This is a genomic window from Tabrizicola sp., from assembly GCF_036781545.1.
In the GTDB taxonomy this organism is placed as follows: domain Bacteria; phylum Pseudomonadota; class Alphaproteobacteria; order Rhodobacterales; family Rhodobacteraceae; genus Tabrizicola.
On the sequence record NZ_DAIQAT010000028.1, the window covers coordinates 14125 to 29643 of the forward strand.

Genomic DNA, 15519 nt, shown 5'->3' on the forward strand with positions numbered 1-15519 from the left:
TGGCTAAAGCCCCAGGCGGTCCAATGCGAAATCCATCGGCGACCAGTCCTGAACCTCAAGCCGCACCACCAGGGTCAGCACTTTCGCCCGCCAGGACGGAGGCAGGCGGGCGGCGTCCTTTTCGGTCGTGACCAGCTGCGCCCCGGCGCTGGCGGCTTCCGTCTCCAGCCGGTGCAGCAGCGCCTCCGACAGAGTCGCGTGATCGTTCAGCGGCTCGCCCCGGACGACCTCGGCCCCCTCGGCGCGGAGGGTGGTGAAAAAGCGGGCGGGGTCGGCGATCCCGGCGAAGGCGAGGACGCGGGTGCCCTGCCAGTCCATGCCCATCCGCAGCGGCTGGAGCTGGCCGCAGAGGCGCGGTACGGTGAGTTGATCGCCCCAGACCGCATCGAAGCGGGCCTGCGCGGCGGGGGGGCCGATTGTCAGGACGAGGTCGGCGCGGCCGAGGCCGGTGGCGACGGGCTCGCGCAGGGGGCCGGCGGGAAGGCAGCGCCCGTTGCCGAAACCGCGGGCGGCATCGACGACAAGCAGCGCCAGCGCGGCTTTCACCGCCGGATTCTGGAAGCCGTCGTCCAAAAGCACCACCTCGGCCCCGGCGGCCTCGGCGGCCCTAACCCCGGCGGCGCGGTCCTTCGCGACCCAGACCGGAGCGAAAGCCGAGAGCAGCAGGGGCTCGTCTCCCACCTCCGCAGCGGAATGGTCGGCGCCCTCCACCCGCAGCGGGCCCTCCAGCCGCCCGCCATAGCCCCGGCTGACGACATGGACCTTCCGCCCCCGGGCGACCAGGCGCTCGACCAGGGCAATCACCGTCGGGGTCTTGCCCGCCCCCCCGGCGGTGAGGTTGCCGACGCAGATCACCGGAACCCGCGGGACATAGCCCGATTGGCGCAAACGGCGGGCGGTGGCTGCGGCATAAAGCCAGCCGAGCGGGGCCAACAGGCGCGGAAGAAGGCCGGGACGGTCGGGCGCGCGCCACCAGAAGCCGGGCGCGCGCATCACTCGTCCCCGTCCATGATCGCGCGGAGGCGAAGCAGGATGCCTTCGGTCACCTCGGCCCCGTCGCTGGCCACACCCCAGGCCGCCTGCGCCAGCCGGGCCGCACGATCGGGCGCGAGAAGATCGCCCAGCGCATCGCCCAGATCATTGGCCGACGCCACTGCCCGGGTCGCCCGCGCTGCCCCCAGCCGGGCGAAAACCGGCCCGGCGGTGCCGGTGCGCGGCCCGTGCAGGATCGCCGAACCCAGGGCCGCCGCCTCCATTGGGCTGCGGGTCGGCCCCTTGCCGAAAAGACTGCCGCCAAGGAAAGTCACCGGGGCGAGGCGATACCACAGCCCGTATTCCGCCGGGTTGTCGGCGATGAAGACCTCGATCTCGGGCTCGGGCTCCTCCTCCTGCGCACGCTGCGCGACGGCCCAGCCCTCGGCCTCGAACCGGTCGGCAAGGATGGCGGCGCGCGCGGGATCCTTCGACATCAGGATCAGAAGCAGGCGGTGTGAATGCTGCAGGGCTTTCCGGTGGGCCTGCAACACCGCCTCTTCCTCGGCCTCGGTCACGCCGGCGGCGAACCAGACCGGGCGGGCGGCGAGCAATCTTGCCAATGCTGTGCGTTCGGCCTCCAGCCCCGGCAGGACGATGGGTTCCTCCTCCATCCGGCCGGTCACAGCCACCGCCGACAGCGCCGCGCCGCCCTTGCGGAAGGCGCGCGCCGCTGCTTCGTCCACCGCGAGGATCGCCCGGAACCGCGCAAGCGCCTGCCGCATCAGGCCCGGATACCAGCCGTCGCGTTCGCGCAGGAAGGCCGGGGCCTTGGCGTTCACCAGAAGCATCGGGATCTGCCGCTCGCCCGCCTCGTGCATCACGGCGGGGCGCAGCTGGCCCCCGGCGAAAAGTGCGATCTCGGGGTTCCAGTGGTCAAGGAAGGCGCGCGCATCGACCGGGCTGTCCACCGGCGGCGGTTGCAGGATCACCCCCGGCAGCGGCTCCATCGTCACCGGGGCGGTCAGCAGGACCGGCAGCCCGTCTTCCTCGACCAGACGCCGCGCCAGGGCCCGCATCGGGCTGACCAGTCCCTCGCCCGGGGCGTGCAGCCAGACAAGACGCCCGGCGGGCCGGGCCGGGCGGGACGCGCCTTCACCCGGCTCGCGCCGCTGGCCAAGGTTGTAAAGCGTCAGGCCGAGCGACGAGGCCATGGATCAGCCGCCCAGCTCCTCGGTGGCCGAGGCCGGCGTGCCCTCGTCCCTGAGCCGGTGGATATGGGCGATGAAATAGCGCATGTGGGCATTGTCCACCGTGCGCTGCGCCTCGCCCTTCCAGGCCCGGTAGGCGCTTTCGTAGTTCGGGAACATGCCGACGATATGGATCTGGCTGACGTCGCGGAAGACGTTGGTCTGGGGGTCCACCAGCTCGCCACCGAAGACGAGATGCAGGCGCTGGGTCATGTTGCAATCCTTGAAAAACAGGCGCTGCGACCCTATCCGCTTCCGGGGGCAGGGGGAAGTCTGCCCCCGCGCCTCTTGCACTGGCGGCGGCGAGGGGTCACATTCACGTTAACGCGACCGGCCCCTGCCGCCGCGGATTTGAACCGGAGGACTTCCCCGTGAACGGCAATTTCCTGATCGGCTGGCCCGGCGTTTACCTGGCCATCGCGCTTTTCATCATCCTTTGCATCTTCCTCGGCGTGCGGATCGTGCCGCAATCGGAAAAGCACGTCGTGGAACGCTTCGGGCGGCTTCGCGCGGTGCTTGGACCGGGGATCAACTTCGTGGTGCCCTTCCTTGACCGGATCGCGCACAAGGTTTCGGTGCTGGAACGCCAGCTTCCGAACGCCTCGCAGGACGCCATCACCGCCGACAACGTGCTGGTGAAGGTCGAGACCTCGGTCTTCTACCGGGTGACGGAACCGGAAAAGACCGTCTACCGCATCCGCGATGTGGACGGCGCCATTGCCACCACAGTCGCCGGGATCGTCCGGTCGGAGATCGGCAAGCTGGAGCTGGACCAGGTGCAGTCGAACCGGGCGCAACTGATCGAGCGAGTGCGCGAGCAGGTCACGGCCATGGTCGACGACTGGGGGGTCGAGGTGACGCGGGCCGAAATCCTGGACGTGAACCTGGATGAGGCGACCCGCGCCGCGATGCTGCAGCAGCTGAACGCCGAGCGCGCGCGCCGGGCACAGGTGATGGAGGCCGAGGGCAAGAAGCGCTCGGTCGAGTTGGCCTCGGATGCCGATCTCTACGCCGCCGAGCAGGCCGCCAAGGCGCGCCGGGTGACGGCGGATGCCGAGGCCTATGCGACAAGCGTGATCGCCGGGGCGATCAAGGAGAACGGGCTGGAAGCGGCGCAGTTCCAGGTCGCGCTGAAGCAGGTCGAGGCTTTGCAGGCGGTGGCTTCCGGGCATGGCAAGCAGACCATTCTTGTGCCCGCCAACGCGCTGGAGGCCTTCGGCGATGCGTTCAAGATGCTGAAAGGACGGGGGGCCTGAGATGCTGACCGATCTTGCGGGAACCTGGTGGGCCTGGGTGATCCTGGGCTTTGCGCTCGGGGTGCTGGAAATCCTTGTGCCGGGGTTCATCTTCCTGGGCTTCGCCATCGGGGCGGTCGTGACCGGCATTCTGGTGGGGCTCGGCGTCCCCGCCGGGGTGCCCGCGCTGGTCCTGATCTTCGCGGTGGTTTCGGTTCTGGCCTGGCTGATCTTGCGCCGGACGATGGGGGTCCGCGAGAATCAGGTCAAGATCTGGGACCGCGACATCAACGACCAACCCTGAGCTGCGCGGTAGACTTCACCGGGGCCAAGGCAGCGCTGTTCTGCGACTCCTCGGTGCTGGTCTATCTGCGAGACGAAACGCCGGGTCTGCGCTGGCCCGGCCTCTGGGACCTGCCGGGTGGGGGTCGCGAGGGGTCCGAAGGCCCGGAAGAATGCCTGCTGCGCGAATTGTGGGAAGAGTTCGGGCTGCGGCTGACCCCGGACAGGCTGGTCTGGCGGCGGGAGTTCCCTTCGATGATGGAGGCAGGGAAACTGTCATTCTTCTTCGGGGGCTGGATTGGTCCCGAGGAAGTCTCCGCCATCCGCTTCGGGAACGAGGGGCAGGGCTGGGATCTGATGCTGGTCGACACCTTCCTGTCGCACCGGCGCGCAGTACCGGACCTGCAGCGGCGAACAGGGATCGTATGGGCGGAACTGACCTTGGCGGCCTGACGGCAACCTCCTCGTTCGACCTCGTCTCTTTGCCGGAGATTTCTGGATATTGCGAAGGCACGGTCTGGGAGGGCGGACCTCTGAGCGGGAGGCACGAAGCCAAGGGAAAGCCCCGGGCCGAAGAAGGCGCCCCCTTCAAGCCTGCGCCACTTGGGCGCCTTCACCCCATACGCGGCAGCCACCCGCCTAGATTCTCCTCGATCACCGCGACCAGCGCCCGGATATGCGCGGGCTCGTCGTTCAGGCAGGGGATATAGGTGAAGACCTCGCCCCCCGCGTGCAGGAAAGCCTCGCGGATTTCCCCGTTGATCTCCTCCAGCGTCTCGATGCAGTCGGCGCTGAAAGCCGGGGCCATCACCGCGATCCGCTTCTTCCCCGCCTTCGCCAGCGCCGCCACATGCTGCACCGTATAGGGCCGCAGCCACTCTTCCCGACCGAAGACCGACTGGAACGAGGTGTCGATCGACCCCGCCTCCCACCCCAGCCTTTCCCGCAAGAGGCGCGAGGTTTTCTGGCACTGGCAGTGGTAGGGGTCCCCCTCCCGCAGATACCTCTGCGGCATCCCGTGGTAGGAGGCGACCAGCACGTCTGGCCGGTGGTCCAGCTTCGCATAGGCAGCCTCTACCGACCCGGCCAGAGCGTCGATATAGAGCGGATGGTCGAAATACTCCGCCACGGTCCGCACGGCGGGCTGCCGCTTTTCCTGCATCAGGGCACGGAAGACCTGGTCGTTCGCGGTGGCCGAGGTCGCCCCGGCGTAGTGGGGATACAGCGGGAAGAACAGGATCTTCTCGCACCCCGCCGCGACCATCGCCCTGACCTTGGCCTCGGTCGAGGGATTGCCGTAGCGCATGCAGAAGTCGACCATCACCTCCGCCCCATGCTTCTCGGCCAGCACCGCCGCAATCGCCGCCGTCTGCGCCTTGGTGATGGTCAGAAGTGGGCTTTCGTTCAGCTCTTCGTTCCAGATCAGCTTGTAGTTCGCCCCCGAGGTGAAGGGCCGCTTCGACAGGATGACCAGTTGCAGCAGTGGCTGCCATTTCCAGCTCGGGTAGTCGACCACCCGCCTGTCCGACAGGAACTCGCTCAGATAGCGCCGCATCGACCAGTAGTCGTGGCCATCCGGCGTGCCGAGGTTGGCCAAGAGCACCCCCACGCGCGGCTTGCGGACCGGGGGATGGTCGGCAGGGGCATGGGCAAGGCGGCCCTGGCCGGGGGTGACAGTCTCGGGTCCCTGCATCGCGGTTCTTCCCATTGGTTCAGGACGGGACATAAGGGTTGGGCAGGCGGGGTCAACCGTCTTTGGGCAAGGGTTTCTCCGGCACGCCCAGGGCATCGGCCAGCCGCGCCCTTGCCGACCCCGGCCGCAGGGGCTGCTGCTGGCTTTCGTGCGGCGCCCAGCCGGTCAGGACGACAAGCTCCACCGTCGCCTTCAGACGGCCCTCGGGGGTGCTGTAGCTACTGGCATATATACGTGCCGCCTCGGCCAGCACCGACCGCCGGGTGAAGTGACGCAGCCGCCCGGACAAAGCATTGGTCTCGCCCGCTGCCCGGAGGTCGGAGAGGAGCGCGGGGAAGCTTCGATACTCCACCGTCTGCACCAGGCTGTCCGCCACCGGCAGGGCGAACCCGGCCCGCTGCATCAGCGCGCCCAGATCCCGGATTTCACCCATCGGCAGGACGCGGGGCGACAGGCCGCCGGCGACGGCCGCCTCGGCCTCGGCGAGGGAGGTGCGGAGCTCCTGCAAGCTGCGGCCGCCTGGAAGGACAGCGAGGAACAGCCCATCGGGCGTCAACGCCCGGCGGCATTGGACCAGTTGGCCGATGGGGTCGTTCGTCCAATGAAGCGACATAGCGTGCACGACAAGATCGTGAGCGTTTGTCTCCAGCGCGATCAGATCGTCGTCGGAGACCATCTTTGCCGGGGACAACTCCCTGAAAACCTCGGGAAAACCTGTCACCACAGCAGGCGCCGTAAACCTTCTGTTAACCTCTCCGAGTCTCTCCTGTAGATCGGCCAAAGCGAGACGATGCAGGAACAGCGCCTCGTCGTGGCCGGGCAGGCGGCGGGCACGGTCGCGGTGGCGGGTTAGCGCCGCGCGGTCGGTCAGGGTCATCGGCTGGGTCATCGGACGAAGATTAGGAGGGCGGAATGGGAATGCAAGGCGCGCTGCAAATCCTGTATCCACCGCAGTGCATTTCCTGTTCGGCCCCCGTGCAATCGGACTTCGGCCTTTGCGCCGACTGCTGGCGCGAGACGCCCTTCATTTCCGGCCTTACCTGCGACCGATGCGGGGTGCCGCTGCCGGGGTCTGACAGCGGTGAGCGGGCGCTGTGTGACGATTGCATGACCATCGCCCGTCCATGGGAGAGGGGTCGCGCTGCTCTGATGTATCGCGACAACGGACGGCGGCTGGTGCTGGCGCTGAAGCACGGCGACCGGATGGATCTCGCCCGCCCGGCCTCGGCCTGGATGCTGAAGGCGGCAGCGCCGATCCTGCAGCCGGAAATGCTGGCGGTGCCAGTGCCGCTGCATTGGATGCGGCTTTTCCGGCGGCGGTTCAATCAGGCCGCGCTTTTGTCCCGCGCCATCGCCAAAGCTGCCGGGCTGGACCATTGCCCGGATGCCCTGATCCGCAAGCGGCCGACCGGCAGCCAGGAGGGCAAGACCCGCGACGCGCGCTTTGCCAATCTGGTGGACGCCTTCGCGGTGCCCGGATCGCGCCAGAAGCGGGTCGAGGGGCGCGACATTCTGCTGATCGACGATGTGATGACCTCGGGCGCGACCTTCGCTGCGGCGACCGAGGCGCTGCTGGCGGCAGGGGCAGGGTCGGTTTCGGTCCTGTGTCTGGCGCGCGTTGCGAAAGACGGCTGACGCTCTATATTCCGGGCACGAAAGAGGATTCCCATGCGCCCGGTCGAAATCTACACCACCCCTTATTGCGGCTATTGCGCCATGGCCAAGCGGCTTCTCGACCGCAAGGGCGTGGCCTATCGCGAGATCGACGTCAGCGCTGACCCGTCCCTGCGCGCAGCGATGGTGCAGCGGGCGAACGGACGGCGGACGGTGCCGCAGATCTTCATCGGAACGGTGCATGTCGGCGGGTCGGACGACCTGCACGCGCTGGACCATGCCGGCAAGCTCGACCCGCTTCTGGCCGAATGATGCGGGCGGCGCTGGTCCAGTTGACGGTGACGGACGACCCGGCGGCGAACCTGCCGGTGACGCTGGCGTATATCCGGCAGGCGGTGGCCCAAGGTGCGGGCTTCGTGTTGACGCCGGAGCTGACGAACGGGCTGTCCTCCAGCCGGGCGCACCAGCGCGCCGTTTTCCGGCATGAGGAGGACGATCCGACACTTGCCGCGCTGCGGGCCGAGGCCAAGGCTTCGGGCATCTGGCTGCTGATCGGCTCGCTGGGCCTTCTGACCCATGATGCGGACGGGCGCTTCGCCAATCGCAGTTTCCTGATCGCGCCGGATGGCAGTATCGCGGCGCGCTATGACAAGATCCACATGTTCGACGTGAACGTCTCGGCGACCGAGGTCTACCGGGAGAGCGAGGGCTACCGGCCCGGCGCAAGGGCGGTGGTGGCGGAGACGCCGTTCGCCACGATCGGGATGACGGTCTGCTACGACCTGCGGTTCCCGGCCCTCTACCGGCGGCTGGCACAGGGCGGGGCGCAGCTGATCACCGTGCCCGCGGCCTTCAACCACATCACCGGCGCCGCGCATTGGGAAACCCTGCTCCGGGCGCGGGCGATCGAGACCGGCTGCTTCGTGCTGGCCCCGGCACAGACCGGTTTCCACCCCGAGGCGAACGGCAAGGGTCGCAAGACCCACGGCCATTCGCTGGCCATTGCGCCCTGGGGCGAGGTGCTGGCTGATGCCGGGATCGAGCCGGGGGTCACGCTGGTCGACCTCGACCTGGACGAGGTGGCGAAGGCGCGGGGCAGGGTGCCCTCGCTGACGCACGACCGGGGTTTCGAGGGGCCATGAGCACCGAGAAGGCCGACGACATCGCGGTGGCCCTCTTTGGCGAGCTGTTCATGGCCGACCAGCTGGCGCGCAACCGCATCTCCCGGGTGTTGCCGAAGGGCATGGAGCTGTCGCATTTCAGCGTGCTGAACCATCTGGCACGGGTGGGGGACGAACGTACCCCTGCCCAGTTGGCGAAGTCGTTCCATGTCACGCGCGGGGCGATGACCAACACGCTGGCCAAGCTGGAATGGGCTGGACATGTGCATATCCGCCCGGATTGGGAGGATGCCCGGCAGAAGTTTGTGGCGATCAGCCCCTCGGGCCGCGCGGCGCGCGAGGCCGCGCTGGCCGGGGTGGTGCCGCTGATCGCCGAAGTGGTGCAGGCCATCGGCGCCGACCGAGTGCGCGCGCTTCTGCCGGTGCTGCGCGAGTTGCGGATCAAGCTGGAGGACGGCTGAGCCTCGGGCCATGTCCGAAAAGCCATAGCCGTGCCGGATTGGCCGACGGGGCACCAATAGCCCTTGCCCTTGCCGCCATATCTTCGCATAGATTTAGGGTATCTTCTGGACCCGGTCGCCATGCAGCTTTCGCCTCGTCACGTCCTTTCATCGCTTGCCCTTGGCACGGCGCTTTCCACGGCCCCCGCGCTGGCGGAAATGACCAAGTCGCTGAACGTGAACGGCGTGACCGGCATCATCGACATGCCCTCGGGCGATGCGCAGGACGATGCGACCTTCACCTTCAGCATGGGCGTCGTCGGGCCGATCACCCGCACCACGCTGAGCTTCCAGGCGACCGAGCGGCTGTCGGCCTCGTTCCGCTTCCAGACCTGGCGCGACTGGGACAGCGTCATTCCGGGCGACGCGAAGGAAACCGACCGCAGCATCGACCTGCGCTACCAGGTGCTGAAAGAGGGCAAGATCGCCCCCGCCGTAACCATCGGCCTGCAGGATTTCACCGGGCAGGGGATGTTCGCGTCGGAATACATCGCCGCGACGAAGACCTTCGGCGACCGGCTGAAGGTGACGGCGGGCCTGGGCTGGGGGCGGCTGGGCAGTTCTGGCGGGATCGGCGATGTGTTCGGTAGCCGGCCTCCGGTCGACCCGCTGGGCACGCCGAATGCCGACCAGTGGTTCCGGGGCGAGGCAGCGCCCTTCGCTGGGGTGGAATACAAGATCAGCGACACCTGGACCTTCAAGGCGGAATATTCCTCGGACGATTATGTGCTGGAGGATGAGGTGCGCGGGCTCATGGAGCGCGACAGCCCGTTCAACTTCGGACTGGAATACCAGCGCGGGCCGAACACCCGGTTCGGCGTCTATTCGCTTTACGGGTCAGAGTTCGGCTTCGCCTTCCACGTCATCCTCGACCCGAAAAGTCGCGCGACGGGTGGGATCGTCGGGGCCGCGCCGGCGCCGGTCAAGGCCCGCCCGGCCCGCGCCGCCGACCCCGATGCCTATGACGGCGGCTGGGTCACGCAACCCGATGCCGGGCCGATCCTGCGGGAGAACCTGGCCAAGCGGCTTGCGGCCGACGGCATCGCGGTTGAGAACCTGGCCTATACCGCGACCAGCGTGCAGGTCCGCATCCGCAACAACCGGATCGACGCGGGCTCGCAGGCCATCGGCCGCACGGCGCGCGCGCTGAGCCATGTGATGCCGGCCTCGGTCGAGGTGTTCGAGATCGTGCCGGTGGTGAATGGCATCGGCGCCTCGAAGATCACCGTCCGGCGCAGCGATCTGGAGGCTCTGGAATACACCGCCGACAACGCCTCGCTTCTGCGCGAGCGGGTGACGGTGAGCGATGCCGGGCCGACGCCGGCCTATTCGCTGGGCGACGAGGGCCTCTATCCCAAGTTCGGCTGGAGTCTGAAGCCGGTGCTGCGCCTGACCGAGCCCTTGAAGGGTGATGTCGGGCTGCGGCTTTCGGCCCGCTACGACATTGCGCCGGGCTTTGTCCTGTCGGGATCGATCTTCAAGCAGGTCGCCAACAACAGGGACGACAGCACACCCTCGACCTCGGCTCTGCCGCACGTCCGCAGCGATGGCCGTCTCTACAATGAATTTGGCGATCCGGCGCTGGAAAGACTGACACTTGCCTGGTTCGCCCGCCCCGGCGAGAACCTTTATTCCCGGGTGACGGTCGGCTATCTGGAGCGGATGCATGCCGGGATTTCGGGCGAGCTTTTGTGGAAGCCGGTCGACAGCCAGCTCGCCCTCGGGGCCGAGCTGAACTACACCAAGCAGCGCGACACCGATGGCGGGCTGGGCTTCGGCGAATACGACTATGACATCGTGACCGGTTATATCTCGGCCTATTACGATTTCGGCAATGGCTACCTGGGCCAGCTGGACGTGGGCCGCTATCTGGCGGGGGATGTCGGGGCGACGATCTCGCTGGACCGGGTCTTCGCCAACGGCTGGCGCGTGGGCGCCTTCGCCACGGTCACCGACGCCAGCCCCGAGGATTTCGGCGAGGGCGGCTTCGACAAGGGCGTCCACTTCACCATCCCGTTCAACTGGGCGCTTGGCACCGAAACCCGCCGGGGCTTTGGCATGACGCTGCGGCCGAAGGGCGGCGATGGCGGGGCGCGGGTGGATGTCGATGATCGCCTGTATGAGTCGATCCGCGAATATCATACCGACGGGCTCGATCCTGACTGGGGCAGGGTCTGGCGGTGAGCCTGATGACCAAGCTTGTCACCGCTGCCGTTGTGCTGGCGCTGCTTTCCGGCTGTGGCAACGAGAAGTCCGGGCCGAATCCGGTGGCTTCGGCCATCGGTGCCATGGCGCAGCAAAGCGTCGCAAAGGCGAAGGCGAAGAAGTCCGGGGGCGCATCCACCAAGAAGGCCGCCACGCCCGCCGAACTGCGCGCCCAGCTGGAAGCGGCGGGCAAGCCGGTCCTGCTTGTCTCCTCCAAGACCCTGGGCCAGACCGGCTTCCTCGGCATCTTCGACAGTAAGGGCGAGGTCCTGACCTGGAAGACCCCGGACGGTGCGACCTTCTCGCAGCGAAACGGTGTGTTGATCCAGACCCGTGGACTCGGGGTCGACCTGATGTCGGCGCAAGCGCCGTCCATCGGGCAGCTGCTTCAGCCCGGCACCGGCTACCAGCGCATCTACTACTTCCTTGGCGCTGACGACCAGGGTACCCGGCGCACCTATGACTGCACCACCGCGGTCATTGGCAAGGAAACCATCGAAGTCCTGGGCCGCAGCCACGCGGCCACCCATGTGACCGAAACCTGCACCCGTCCGAACGGCAAGGTCACCAATGACTACTGGATCGAGGGCCGGTCGATTCGGCAGTCGCGGCAATGGGTCAGCGGGATGATCGGCTACGTCGAGTTCCAGCGCGTGATCGACTGACCGAAGCGCGCCGCTGGCGCCTCGACCCCCGGGACTCTGGCGAATCTGATGCAAGAATCGCTCAGTTTCGGCTATTCTTTCACCCATGCGCCGAAGATCGGCTTGCATTGCGCAAGGCGCGGCTAGTCTTGCGCCACGAACCACTGCAGGAGGGCCGCCATGAAGACCCTGGTTGCGCTGACGCTTTCCGCCGTGCTTTTCGCGACCTCCGCCCTTGCCGGGGGCCCCGTCGTCGTGGTCGAGGAAGAGCCCCCTGTGGTCGAGGAGAAACCCGCCTCCAGCGCCGGAATGCTGCCCTGGCTCGCGGTGCCGCTGATCCTGTGCATCGTCATGTGCGGGTCGGACGAGAAAGAGGAACCGGCCCCGGCGCCGTGAGGTTTAGTAGTCCTTCTCCAGGTAGACCCCGATCCCGGTCTCGCCATCGGCGCCCAACCGGCCCTTGACCGTCACGCCCTTGCGCAGGTCGAGGTTCAGGTTGATCCGGCTCTTGCCCTCCTGGTCGACCTCGATCTCGGTATAGACGTTGTTCGAGATGTATTTCCCCGCCTTCACCGCGGCACTGCCGTCTTCGTCGGTGGTGATGTCCAGGTCATCCAGCCCAAAGCTGCGGCGCAGGTTACCGACAAGGCCGACACCGCCGCGCCCGGCCAGAACCGCCACCGCGTTCGCCAGCTGCGCGGCCTGCAGGGCCGAAATCTTGTCCAGCCCGCGCCCGAACAAGAGCCGCGCCAGCACTTCCTCCTGTGGCAGGTCGGGGGATGAGGTGAAGCTGACCACAGGATCATCAGCCGGGCCTTCCACGCTCACGGTGCTGGTGATCCCGTCGCTTTCGGTCGAGGCCTCGACGCTGATGTTCGGGATCAGGCTGCCCTCCATCACCAAGTCGGCGCGCGACAGCACCAGGCGGCGGCCCAGGATGTCGATCCGCCCCCGGATCAACTCGAACCCGCCGGAGGGCTGCACATTTGCCGTGGTGCCTTGCAGACGCAACTCGCCGCCCAGTTCGGCGTCGATGCCGCGGCCCCGGATGAAGATCTGGCTCGGGGCAGAGATGGTCAGGTCCAGCGCGATGGGTTGCACACTGCTGCCGCCCCCGGAGGCGGCCTTTCCATCGCCCAGAAGCCCCGCCTTGCGCCGGGTTTCCCGCACGGCGCCGGGCTCGCGGACATGGCGGATGTCCAGAAGCGCCCCCGCCGAGCTGAAGCCGGAGGAGGGCACCCGCACTTCGGTTTCCGAAAGCGCCAAGGCACCAGCCAGCAGCGCGCCGCCGGTCAGCGGACCTTTCAGCGTGAGGTTGCCGCTGACCCGTGTGTCGTAAAGCTCGGGGTCGTAGAGCCGCAGGCCGTTCAGCGCGATCCCCAGATCGGCGGGGTAGGGGCTGGTCAGCCCGACCGGCCCGTCGACTCGCAGCGTGCCGCCGGAAGAGACGCCGGAGGTCGCCGCCAACTGCAGCGTGCCGCCCTGCAACTGGCCCACCGCCTCGGTCCCCTGCAGCGAAAGGCCCAGACCGGGATCGGAAATCCGCCCGTTGGACAGCGACACCCGCCCCGACAGCGACTGCAGCGCCAGCGGCCCGTCGAGCCGCAGGTCATAGCCGACGCGGCCCGAGACCGACCGGGGCGAGATGAAGAGATTGGCAAGCCCGGCCTCGCCTGCGCCCCGGATCGTGAGGTCGGCGGTGTTGAAGCCGTTGGCGATGCGTCCCGCCACGGCGGCGCTGATCTGGCCCGGTCCGGTGGCGGAAATGTCCAGGCTATAGCCCTGGGCATCCTGCGTGGCTGTGCCGGCGACGGTCAGCGGGCCCTGCACTTCGGGCACGATCAGCCCAAGGTTCGCCAGCCGCGCGTCCAGCTTGATAGTGCTGCGCCCACCCTCGACCGTGCCGTTTGCGGCAAGCGAAAGCTGCGGGTTCGACAGTTTGGCCGACTGCACCTGTACAACGCCGTCCTTCAGCGCAAGCGCAAGGTCCAGTTCGCTTTTGCCCGCCAGAAGCTTGTTCGCCTCGGGGTTGCCGATGCGCAGCGACTGGCCGGAGCCCGTCAGCGTGACCTGCCCGTCCTCGGGCGTGCCGGTGAAGCGGGCGTCCAGCGCGGCCGATCCGCCGTAGCCCGGCCCCAGCACCGACAGGTCGTCCAGCGTAACGGATCCCGCCAGGTCCGACCCCAGAGAAGAGAGCTTGCCGCTCGCGCGTGCCAGAAGCCCGTCCGCCGCCAGCTCCATCGCACGAAGCACGGTGCCGTCCTTGTCGCGGCGGATCGAGGCGGTCAGGGTGGAAGGCCCCGCCAGCAGGCGGTCCGCCTCCGGGATATCCAGGCTGAGATCGTTGCCGGTGAAGGCGATGTCGGCGTCGAAGAAGCCGGACAACCGGCTGGCCGACCCCGTCAGCTCCAGCCGACCGGACCCGCCCAGCTTGCGCCCCGCCAGCCCCGAAAAGCGCGAGAAGTCGCTGGCGTCCACCGCAAGCTGCCCGCTGGTCAGGAAGGCACTCTCCAGCCCCTCGATCTTCAACGCCCCGGTGCCGGTCAGCCCGGCCCCCTCAATCTGGATGCCGGACAGGGTCAGCGCGCCCGAGCCCTCCAGCATATGCATCCGCAGCTCGCCGCTGATCTCCGGTCCCAGCGCTTCGGCCAGCGCCGTGTCGGTGGGCGCGATGCCCGAGGCCAGCACCTTGATCGTCCCGCCGAAGCTGTTGCCTGCAGGCGTCCGTCCCACCCGGCCCGACCCGTCCAGCCGCATCCGGGCAATCTTAATGTCGGGGCGGTCCAGCCCGTCCACCGACACCTCGCCTGACCAGCTGTCCCGGTCGCCCGGCCTGGTCGCAAGATGGAACTCCGCCCGGCTGACGCGGGTCTCGCCGCCGAAGGGCAAGATCACCGGCGTGTTGTCAGGCGCGGCGAGCGTGCCCGTCACGTCGAACCATTCCGGCAGCCCGTCCGCCGCAATCTCGGCCTTGCCGCCGAGGGTCAGCGAGCGGGTGGAAAGATCGAACCGATTCAGGACCAGCCGCCCCGCCGGGGATCGCAGCGCATCCAGCTGCAGCCCGACCTCGGTGCCGAAGAAATCCATCTGCTCAGGCGCAAGGATCGGGGCCAGGTCGCCGCCGACCTCGGCTAGGAAGCGCTGCCCGCCGTCCTCGGTCCGGACGGTCACGGTCCCCTGCAGACGTTCGGCTCCGTCGGTCGCCAGCGCGATATTGGCGGCATAGTCGTCAATCGGGCCGGTCCCTTCGACCCGCAGCGACGCCGAAGGCGAGCCGGGGATGTTCGTCAGGCTGACCACGATCCCCTTCGCGCCTTCCTCGGCCACCAGCGAAAGCCCCAGCACGCGCGTCGCGTTGGAATAGGAGGCATCCAGCGTGATCTCGCCACTTGGCCCGTCGCCCGTGCGGACCAGGTCCAGTTTCGCCTGACCCTCGCCGCCCGCAAGCTGCATCGAGGCTTCCAGCGTACCCGTGACCGGCTGGCCCAGCACCTCGGGACCCAGTTCGATCCGCTCTGCCGCCACCCGGTCGATCTGCACCGAGACCGGCAGCTCCGGCAGGCTGAAGCCCGAGGCCTCGGGCGAAGGCGCGCTCTCCTTCGTCTCGGGAAGCCGCGCGATGATGATCTCTTGGGCGGAAAGCTCGCTGACATTCAGCTCACCCGACAGAAGCGCCGAGCGGCTCCAGTCCAGGACCACGCCGTTCAGGGTGATCCAGACGCCCTTGTCGTCGGCGATGGTCAGCCGCTCCATCGTCGCGCGCGAGGAAAGCGCCCCGGTGAAACCTGTCACGGTGACGGTCCGCCCGGCGCCAGACAGAGAGTCCTCCAGAAAGCCGGTCAGGAAGCTGCGGTCGTCTTCCTGCGCCCAGGCGATTCCGGGCAGCAGGCAGGCAGCTATCATCAGGATCCGCCGCATCAGAACGACTGCCCCAGGCCGACGTAGATTTGCACCCCGTCGCCGGTGGTGCCGCTGATCGGCGTCGCCACGTCCAGCCGGATCG

The 15519-nt window shown here is 68.0% G+C and carries 16 protein-coding genes; 10 read left to right on the forward strand and 6 right to left on the reverse strand.

From position 1 onward, the window contains the following. Positions 1-3 precede the first annotated feature (3 nt). From lpxK to V7Q39_RS07145, 3 genes are read right to left on the reverse strand one after another with little or no spacing between them, the layout of a single operon-like run. The gene (gene lpxK, locus V7Q39_RS07135; protein WP_333815868.1) at positions 4-993 is read right to left on the reverse strand and encodes a tetraacyldisaccharide 4'-kinase; all 990 of its coding nucleotides are present in this window, start codon (positions 991-993) and stop codon (positions 4-6) included. Further along, a complete protein-coding gene (locus V7Q39_RS07140; RefSeq protein WP_333815869.1) occupies positions 993-2186 on the reverse strand; it encodes a 3-deoxy-D-manno-octulosonic acid transferase in 1194 nt (397 codons plus the stop codon). Before V7Q39_RS07140 ends, lpxK begins: the two co-directional genes overlap by 1 nt. Before the next feature lie 3 nt (positions 2187-2189). Further along, positions 2190-2435: a DUF4170 domain-containing protein gene (locus V7Q39_RS07145; protein ID WP_333815870.1), complete on the reverse strand. Its 246-nt coding sequence runs from the start codon at positions 2433-2435 to the stop codon at positions 2190-2192. 158 nt (positions 2436-2593) lie between these two features. Here V7Q39_RS07145 and V7Q39_RS07150 point away from each other — a divergent pair, with 158 nt between their 5' ends. Genes V7Q39_RS07150 through V7Q39_RS07160 form a run of 3 tightly spaced genes read left to right on the forward strand, consistent with a single transcriptional unit; the run spans position 2594 to position 4192 of the window. Then, positions 2594-3478, forward strand: coding sequence for an SPFH domain-containing protein (locus tag V7Q39_RS07150; protein ID WP_333815871.1), 885 nt, complete (start codon positions 2594-2596; stop codon positions 3476-3478). A 1-nt stretch (position 3479) separates the two neighbouring features. Beyond that, positions 3480-3761, forward strand: a complete 282-nt coding sequence (locus tag V7Q39_RS07155) for an NfeD family protein (RefSeq protein WP_333815872.1) — start codon at positions 3480-3482, stop codon at positions 3759-3761. Positions 3762-3814: 53 nt separating this feature from the next. Further along, positions 3815-4192, forward strand: a complete 378-nt coding sequence (locus tag V7Q39_RS07160; protein WP_333815873.1) for an NUDIX hydrolase — start codon at positions 3815-3817, stop codon at positions 4190-4192. A gap of 160 nt (positions 4193-4352) precedes the next feature. Here the strand turns inward: V7Q39_RS07160 and hemH are convergent, their stop codons facing one another. Continuing rightward, complete coding sequence (gene hemH / locus V7Q39_RS07165) at positions 4353-5432, reverse strand: ferrochelatase (protein ID WP_333815874.1); 1080 nt, start codon at positions 5430-5432, stop codon at positions 4353-4355. Positions 5433-5484: 52 nt separating this feature from the next. Then, the gene (locus tag V7Q39_RS07170; protein ID WP_443082495.1) at positions 5485-6321 is read right to left on the reverse strand and encodes a methyltransferase domain-containing protein; all 837 of its coding nucleotides are present in this window, start codon (positions 6319-6321) and stop codon (positions 5485-5487) included. Between the two features lie 23 nt (positions 6322-6344). Here V7Q39_RS07170 and V7Q39_RS07175 point away from each other — a divergent pair, with 23 nt between their 5' ends. From V7Q39_RS07175 to V7Q39_RS07205, 7 genes are all read left to right on the forward strand, one after another. Then, complete coding sequence (locus tag V7Q39_RS07175) at positions 6345-7067, forward strand: ComF family protein (RefSeq protein WP_333815875.1); 723 nt, start codon at positions 6345-6347, stop codon at positions 7065-7067. A gap of 33 nt (positions 7068-7100) precedes the next feature. Continuing rightward, the gene (gene grxC / locus V7Q39_RS07180; protein WP_333815876.1) at positions 7101-7358 is read left to right on the forward strand and encodes a glutaredoxin 3; all 258 of its coding nucleotides are present in this window, start codon (positions 7101-7103) and stop codon (positions 7356-7358) included. Continuing rightward, positions 7358-8188: a carbon-nitrogen hydrolase family protein gene (locus V7Q39_RS07185; RefSeq protein WP_333815877.1), complete on the forward strand. Its 831-nt coding sequence runs from the start codon at positions 7358-7360 to the stop codon at positions 8186-8188. The genes grxC and V7Q39_RS07185 overlap by 1 nt, the downstream gene beginning before the upstream one ends. Continuing rightward, entirely contained in the window at positions 8185-8628 is a 444-nt protein-coding gene (locus V7Q39_RS07190) for a MarR family winged helix-turn-helix transcriptional regulator (RefSeq protein ID WP_333815878.1), read from the forward strand. Before V7Q39_RS07185 ends, V7Q39_RS07190 begins: the two co-directional genes overlap by 4 nt. 120 nt (positions 8629-8748) lie before the next feature. After that, positions 8749-10851, forward strand: a complete 2103-nt coding sequence (locus V7Q39_RS07195; protein ID WP_333815879.1) for a YjbH domain-containing protein — start codon at positions 8749-8751, stop codon at positions 10849-10851. Positions 10852-10856: 5 nt separating this feature from the next. Continuing rightward, positions 10857-11537 (forward strand): YjbF family lipoprotein, encoded by a 681-nt coding sequence (locus V7Q39_RS07200; RefSeq protein ID WP_333815880.1) that lies wholly within the window; start codon positions 10857-10859, stop codon positions 11535-11537. A 159-nt stretch (positions 11538-11696) separates the two neighbouring features. Beyond that, complete coding sequence (locus V7Q39_RS07205) at positions 11697-11912, forward strand: hypothetical protein (RefSeq protein WP_333815881.1); 216 nt, start codon at positions 11697-11699, stop codon at positions 11910-11912. A 3-nt stretch (positions 11913-11915) separates the two neighbouring features. On the opposite strand, the gene V7Q39_RS07210 is transcribed toward V7Q39_RS07205, so the two are convergent. Next, entirely contained in the window at positions 11916-15419 is a 3504-nt protein-coding gene (locus V7Q39_RS07210) for a translocation/assembly module TamB domain-containing protein (RefSeq protein WP_333815882.1), read from the reverse strand. Positions 15420-15519: the final 100 nt, after the last annotated feature.

Excerpts from the sequence above, each read along its gene's own strand:
- V7Q39_RS07190 (WP_333815878.1), top strand. The coding sequence starts at position 8,185 with ATGAGCACCGAGAAGGCCGACGACATCGCGGTGGCCCTCTTTGGCGAG.
- lpxK (WP_333815868.1), bottom strand. The coding sequence starts at position 993 with ATGCGCGCGCCCGGCTTCTGGTGGCGCGCGCCCGACCGTCCCGGCCTT.
- V7Q39_RS07205 (WP_333815881.1), top strand. The coding sequence starts at position 11,697 with ATGAAGACCCTGGTTGCGCTGACGCTTTCCGCCGTGCTTTTCGCGACC.
- V7Q39_RS07200 (WP_333815880.1), top strand. The coding sequence starts at position 10,857 with ATGACCAAGCTTGTCACCGCTGCCGTTGTGCTGGCGCTGCTTTCCGGC.
- V7Q39_RS07155 (WP_333815872.1), top strand. The coding sequence starts at position 3,480 with ATGCTGACCGATCTTGCGGGAACCTGGTGGGCCTGGGTGATCCTGGGC.
- V7Q39_RS07185 (WP_333815877.1), top strand. The coding sequence starts at position 7,358 with ATGCGGGCGGCGCTGGTCCAGTTGACGGTGACGGACGACCCGGCGGCG.
- V7Q39_RS07140 (WP_333815869.1), bottom strand. The coding sequence starts at position 2,186 with ATGGCCTCGTCGCTCGGCCTGACGCTTTACAACCTTGGCCAGCGGCGC.
- V7Q39_RS07170 (WP_443082495.1), bottom strand. The coding sequence starts at position 6,321 with ATGACCCAGCCGATGACCCTGACCGACCGCGCGGCGCTAACCCGCCAC.
- grxC (WP_333815876.1), top strand. The coding sequence starts at position 7,101 with ATGCGCCCGGTCGAAATCTACACCACCCCTTATTGCGGCTATTGCGCC.
- V7Q39_RS07210 (WP_333815882.1), bottom strand. The coding sequence starts at position 15,419 with ATGATAGCTGCCTGCCTGCTGCCCGGAATCGCCTGGGCGCAGGAAGAC.
- V7Q39_RS07175 (WP_333815875.1), top strand. The coding sequence starts at position 6,345 with ATGGGAATGCAAGGCGCGCTGCAAATCCTGTATCCACCGCAGTGCATT.
- hemH (WP_333815874.1), bottom strand. The coding sequence starts at position 5,432 with ATGCAGGGACCCGAGACTGTCACCCCCGGCCAGGGCCGCCTTGCCCAT.
- V7Q39_RS07145 (WP_333815870.1), bottom strand. The coding sequence starts at position 2,435 with ATGACCCAGCGCCTGCATCTCGTCTTCGGTGGCGAGCTGGTGGACCCC.
- V7Q39_RS07195 (WP_333815879.1), top strand. The coding sequence starts at position 8,749 with ATGCAGCTTTCGCCTCGTCACGTCCTTTCATCGCTTGCCCTTGGCACG.